Origin of the sequence: Muriicola sp. (assembly GCF_049669965.1) — a bacterium.
Classification (GTDB): Bacteria; Bacteroidota; Bacteroidia; order Flavobacteriales; family Flavobacteriaceae; genus Muriicola.
Map to the genome: position 1 here is coordinate 1 of NZ_JBATLB010000202.1, position 5065 is coordinate 5065.

Annotated in this window: 6 protein-coding genes and 1 pseudogene; 4 read left to right on the top strand and 3 right to left on the bottom strand. The window is 41.7% G+C overall.

The genetic code is table 11. From position 1 onward, the window contains the following. Positions 1-18: 18 nt before the first annotated feature. A complete protein-coding gene (locus tag WBM49_RS10475) occupies positions 19-834 on the top strand; it encodes a mechanosensitive ion channel family protein (protein ID WP_424372005.1) in 816 nt (271 codons plus the stop codon). Here WBM49_RS10475 and purB read toward each other — a convergent pair. Together purB and WBM49_RS10485 are read right to left on the bottom strand one after the other, a co-directional pair. Further along, on the bottom strand, positions 831-2174 hold the full coding sequence (gene purB / locus WBM49_RS10480) for an adenylosuccinate lyase (protein ID WP_424372006.1): 1344 nt from the start codon (positions 2172-2174) through the stop codon (positions 831-833). The genes WBM49_RS10475 and purB overlap by 4 nt on opposite strands. Positions 2175-2300: 126 nt before the next feature. Next, positions 2301-2996, bottom strand: a complete 696-nt coding sequence (locus WBM49_RS10485) for an SIR2 family NAD-dependent protein deacylase (RefSeq protein WP_424372001.1) — start codon at positions 2994-2996, stop codon at positions 2301-2303. 43 nt (positions 2997-3039) lie between these two features. Here WBM49_RS10485 and WBM49_RS10490 point away from each other — a divergent pair, with 43 nt between their 5' ends. Genes WBM49_RS10490 through WBM49_RS10500 form a run of 3 tightly spaced genes read left to right on the top strand, consistent with a single transcriptional unit; the run spans position 3040 to position 4659 of the window. Further along, a complete protein-coding gene (locus WBM49_RS10490) occupies positions 3040-3690 on the top strand; it encodes a TrmH family RNA methyltransferase (protein WP_424372002.1) in 651 nt (216 codons plus the stop codon). 50 nt (positions 3691-3740) lie between these two features. After that, a complete protein-coding gene (locus WBM49_RS10495; protein ID WP_424372003.1) occupies positions 3741-4268 on the top strand; it encodes an SRPBCC family protein in 528 nt (175 codons plus the stop codon). Positions 4269-4278: 10 nt separating this feature from the next. Further along, entirely contained in the window at positions 4279-4659 is a 381-nt protein-coding gene (locus WBM49_RS10500; RefSeq protein ID WP_424372004.1) for a VOC family protein, read from the top strand. Between the two features lie 4 nt (positions 4660-4663). Here the strand turns inward: WBM49_RS10500 and WBM49_RS10505 are convergent. Then, positions 4664-5065: pseudogene (locus WBM49_RS10505) on the bottom strand (metallophosphoesterase); the annotation flags it as partial.

Here is a 5065-nt window from a genome sequence, read left to right on the forward strand (position 1 = left end):
CATAAATACCAATTAAACATGGATAAAGCAGAAATTTGGATCGATCAGGGAATTAATTTCATCGTAGATTTTGGACCTAAAATAATTGGAGCCGTACTTATTTTTCTGGTAGGTTCCTGGATAATCAAGAAGATCATTGGTGCTTCAAGAAAGGTGATGTCTAAGGGATCCTATGATGAATCCCTTCAACGATTTCTTTTAAATCTTGCTTCCTGGGCTTTAAAAGTGTTGTTAATTATTGTAGTGGTCTCTACCCTTGGTGTCAATGTCACCACTTTTGCGGCGGTTATTGCTGCTGCAGGATTGGCCGTTGGATTGGCCTTACAGGGTTCGTTGTCTAATTTTGCCGGGGGTGTTCTGATTATGATTTTCAGACCGTATAAAATTGGAGATCTTATTGAGGCACAAGGAGTGATAGGGGTAGTTAAGGGGATCGAGATTTTCACAACAAAATTGGTTACTCCACAAAATAAATTGGCCATAATTCCAAATGGAGCAATGGCTAACGGAAATATAATTAATTATACAGAAGAGGGTAAAATAAGAGTTGATACCACCGTTGGTGTGGGTTACGGGGAAGACATTAAAAAAGCTAAAGAAGTGTTGTTACAGGTGTTGACATCAAATCCCAAGGTTTTAAAAGACCCAGCTCCCTCTGTTAATGTGTCTGAACTTGCAGATAGTTCTGTGAATTTCGCAGTCCGTCCATTTTGCGAACCTAAGGACTATTGGGATGTTTATTTTGGGACGTTAGAAGATTGTAAATTAGCCTTGGACAAAGCTGGGATAGAAATCCCGTATCCTCATAGGGTTCAAATACAGAAAAATAGTTAAATACCTGTGTAATTACCTGGAGTGATGAGCATAAGTTCAGATTTTATGGCATCAGAAATCTCCAAGGACTGAATAAATTGCCCAATAGACTCTTTGGTGATAGCCTTATTTGTTCTTGTAAGCTCTTTTAAGGCCTCATATGGATTTGGATACCCTTCACGGCGCAAGATGGTTTGAATGGCCTCTGCGACCACCGCCCAGTTGTTTTCGAGATCCCTTTCTATCTTGTCTGCATTCAATAATAATTTCTCCAAACCTTTTATGGTAGCCTGCATGGCTATGAGCGTGTGAGCCATGGGAACCCCAATGTTTCTCAGTACGGTACTATCCGTCAGATCGCGTTGAAGTCTTGAGATGGGTAATTTGGCAGCAAGATGCTCAAACAGGGCATTCGCAATTCCCAAATTCCCTTCAGAATTTTCAAAGTCGATTGGATTCACCTTGTGTGGCATTGCAGATGATCCTACTTCCCCTTCTTTGATCTTTTGTTTAAAATAATCCATGGAAATGTAGGTCCACATATCTCTATCAAGGTCTATCAAAATAGTATTGATCCTCTTCAGGCCATCGAACAAGGCAGCCATATGATCATAGTGTTCTACCTGGGTAGTAGGAAATGAATGATGAAGTCCTAATTTTTCCTGCACAAAATCCTGGCCAAATTTTCTCCAATCTATGGAAGGATACGCCACATGGTGAGCGTTGTAGTTGCCGGTAGCACCGCCAAATTTGCAGGCCGAGGGAATGTCATTTAAGAGATTGAATTGTTCTTCCAGTCTGGTCACAAACACGTTTAATTCCTTCCCAAGTCTTGTGGGTGAGGCGGGCTGTCCATGGGTCCTTGCGAGCATGGGTACTTTCTCCCAGTCGGTTGCGAGTGCTTCCAGTGTTTTTAACAAGGCTTTGTATTGCGGCACATACACCTCATTCATGGCCTCCTTCAGGGATAGTGGAATGGCCGTATTATTGATGTCCTGAGAGGTAAGTCCAAAATGGATGAATTCTTTGAATTCTGAAAGACCCAGAGCATCAAATTTCCCTTTGATAAAGTACTCAACTGCTTTTACGTCATGGTTTGTAGTTCGTTCTATTTCCTTGATTTCCAGTGCCTCCTTGGTACTAAACTCTGTGTAAATCTTCCGCAAAGCCTCTAGTTTTTGTGTTGGGACCGATTTTAACTGCGGAAGTGGTAAGCTAGCCAGTGAAATAAAGTATTCAACTTCCACACGCACCCTGTATTTCATCAGTGCTTCTTCAGAAAAAAATGAAATCAGAGGGGTTACCTTGTTCTTGTAACGCCCGTCTATAGGGGATATGGCTTGTATTTCGTTAGAGATCATAGAATAAGAGATCATGGAATTGGAAAGCGCAAAGATAGCCATTACTTTTTAGTTAGAAAGGGCCAATAGCGTACTTGAGGATCTCCCTTAGTTCATAAAATTAGCTCTCCGTTTGAGGACGACGAATTATTGCGATGAAGTAAGCAGCTCACTCACTAATACGGGGACACCTTCAGATGCCTTCTTAGCAATCAGATGAAGTTCATAATTGGATAACTGATCTATAGTGGGTTTAGGATCAATAAAGTAGACGGCGGTGCCATGTCTTGCATAATAAAGTAAGCTTGCCGCCGGATATACCTGTAAGGAAGTGCCAATCACGATCAGAATATCCGCCAGGGAAGTAATGGAGGCGGCTTCTGCTAAAAGAGGTACTTCTTCGCCAAACCACACTATATGAGGTCTTAATTGAAACCCCTGGGCACAGAGGTTCCCCAGTACAAGATCTTTTTTCCACTCGTAGACAGCATAGGGTGGGGCGGTACTTCTTACTTTAAACAATTCACCGTGCAGATGTAGCACATCCGAGCTGCCCGCCCGTTCGTGCAGATCATCTACATTTTGAGTAATGATATGCACCTCATATAAATCCTCCAGCGCAGCCAGGGCTTTATGCCCTGCATTGGGTTGGGCCTTCAATAATTGCCTTCGCCTTTGATTGTAGAAATCGAGTACTAATTCCGGATTTGACCTAAAACCTTGCGGGGAGGCTACTTCCATCACATCGTGCCCTTCCCAGAGGCCGTCCGCATCTCTAAAGGTCTTTAATCCGCTATCTGCGCTCATCCCGGCACCGGAAAGCACCACAATTTTTTTCTTCATAGTTTGCCTTTTGCTAAAATTACGTTTTTATTATATTCGAAATATGGAAGACGCCGGACTAACAGCCTATTTAGAATCCTTTGTTTCTGAGGACAGGCTACATCGTTTTGAGGAAGTTCTGGCTAAGAGAACCAACTATTTGACGGTGGTCATGGAAGATGTGTACCACCTGCATAATGCCAGTGCTGTGATCCGTAGTGCAGATATTTTCGGGATTCAAGAGGTACATATTATTGAACACAGATTTGCAAAAAGGGTCGATAAAAAGATCGCTCTGGGGGCCCAGAAATGGATAGATATCAATCGCTATAAAACAACTAAGGAGTGTATCAAAACCTTGAAGGCGAATGGTTATAAGATCCTGGCCACTACCCCCGATAGAGCGGCTCTCCCCTTAAATCAGTTAGAAATTGATCAAAAAATGGCCTTTCTTTTCGGAGCCGAAAAGGAAGGTTTAACAACTGCTGCTATAGAAGAGGCCGATGAACTCATTCATATACCAATGGTTGGCTTTACGGAAAGCCTCAATGTTTCGGTAGCTGCGGCCATCCTGCTGCAGCAAATGAGCACTAAATTGAGGGAGTCCGAGTTGCCGTGGCAGCTGAACGCTGAAGAAAAGGAGAAGAAAAGACTGGAATGGATCAGGAAATCCATAAAGAATATAGATCAAATTCTAGCGCGGTATCAAAAGTAATTTTAGAAAGATTTTGTACCTTTCTAAGGAACCAACTAATTGATACACAAATGTATATTGCACTTTATATCTTATTAGCGGTGGTGGGAATCATACTAATTCTTGCTTTGATCGCTCCAAAATCCTACGATGTAAACAGATCTGTTGAGATCGCTAAACCAACTGCTGAGGTATTTGAATATATTAAATACCTCAAGAACAACGATACCTGGTCCCCATGGGCTAGAAAGGACCCCAATATGCAAAAGAAATTTACCGGTACAGATGGGGAAGTAGGGGCCATTAGTTATTGGAACGGGAACAAAGACGTTGGGGAAGGGGAGCAGGAAATCACTAAAATTATTCCCGGGAAACGAATAGAAGGACAGTTGAGATTCTTGAAGCCCTGGAAGTCAACTTCTGATTGCTACCTAGATGTGGAGCAAGGTACCAATATCGGAACAAAGGTAACCTGGGGCTTTAAAGGGAACAATAAGTTTCCTATGAGTATAATGATGCTATTTATGAGCATGGACAAAATGGTTGGAAAAGACTTTGAAGAAGGGCTGGCGTCCTTAAAATCACAAATGGAATCATAACAAGAGTATTATGGAGGCTAATATGGTAGGCTGGTTTGAGATACCGGTAACAGATATGGATAGGGCTAAAAATTTTTATGAAACAGTATTTGAGATTAAGATACAGCTTCAAAACTTCAATGAATTACTCATGGGATGGTTTCCTTTGGCGGAAGGTAAAATGGGAGCCTCGGGATCATTAGTAAAACACCCTGATTTCTATCACCCTAGTAAAACAGCCGGACCTCTCCTGTATTTTTCTTCTAAAGACGTTCAGGACCAAGTGGAAAGGATCGAAAAGGCAGGAGGCAAGATGTTGCAACCTAAAAAACTTATTAGTGAGGATATTGGTTATATGGCCCTGTTTATAGATAGTGAAGGTAATAGAGTGGCACTTCATTCTCGCCATTAAAATATTATATATAAAATATCGGAGCTTCTGCCCGGGCACCAAAGCGAATAGGCAGATAGCTGGTGCCAATACCTTTGGAAACATACATATTCGATTGGTCACTTTTATACCAACCATCCAGATATTTTCCACTGCCTCCGGGTTTGTAAAATTCCTTACCAAAAAATTGGATCTGCCCCCCATGCGTATGCCCACAAAGCACCAGCTTAATAGTTACACGTAACTTCTGGTTCAACAGATCTATGGTATCTCGGTATTCAGGACAATGGTTTAAAACGATAGTACTCAGAGATCGATCAATGTTTTTCACTGCCAATTCATAATCCGGTAATCCCCTTAAAAAATCATCGATCCCAACAATATTTATCTGTCTTTTTCCTTTGGTAAAGAGCGTAGCATCATTTAG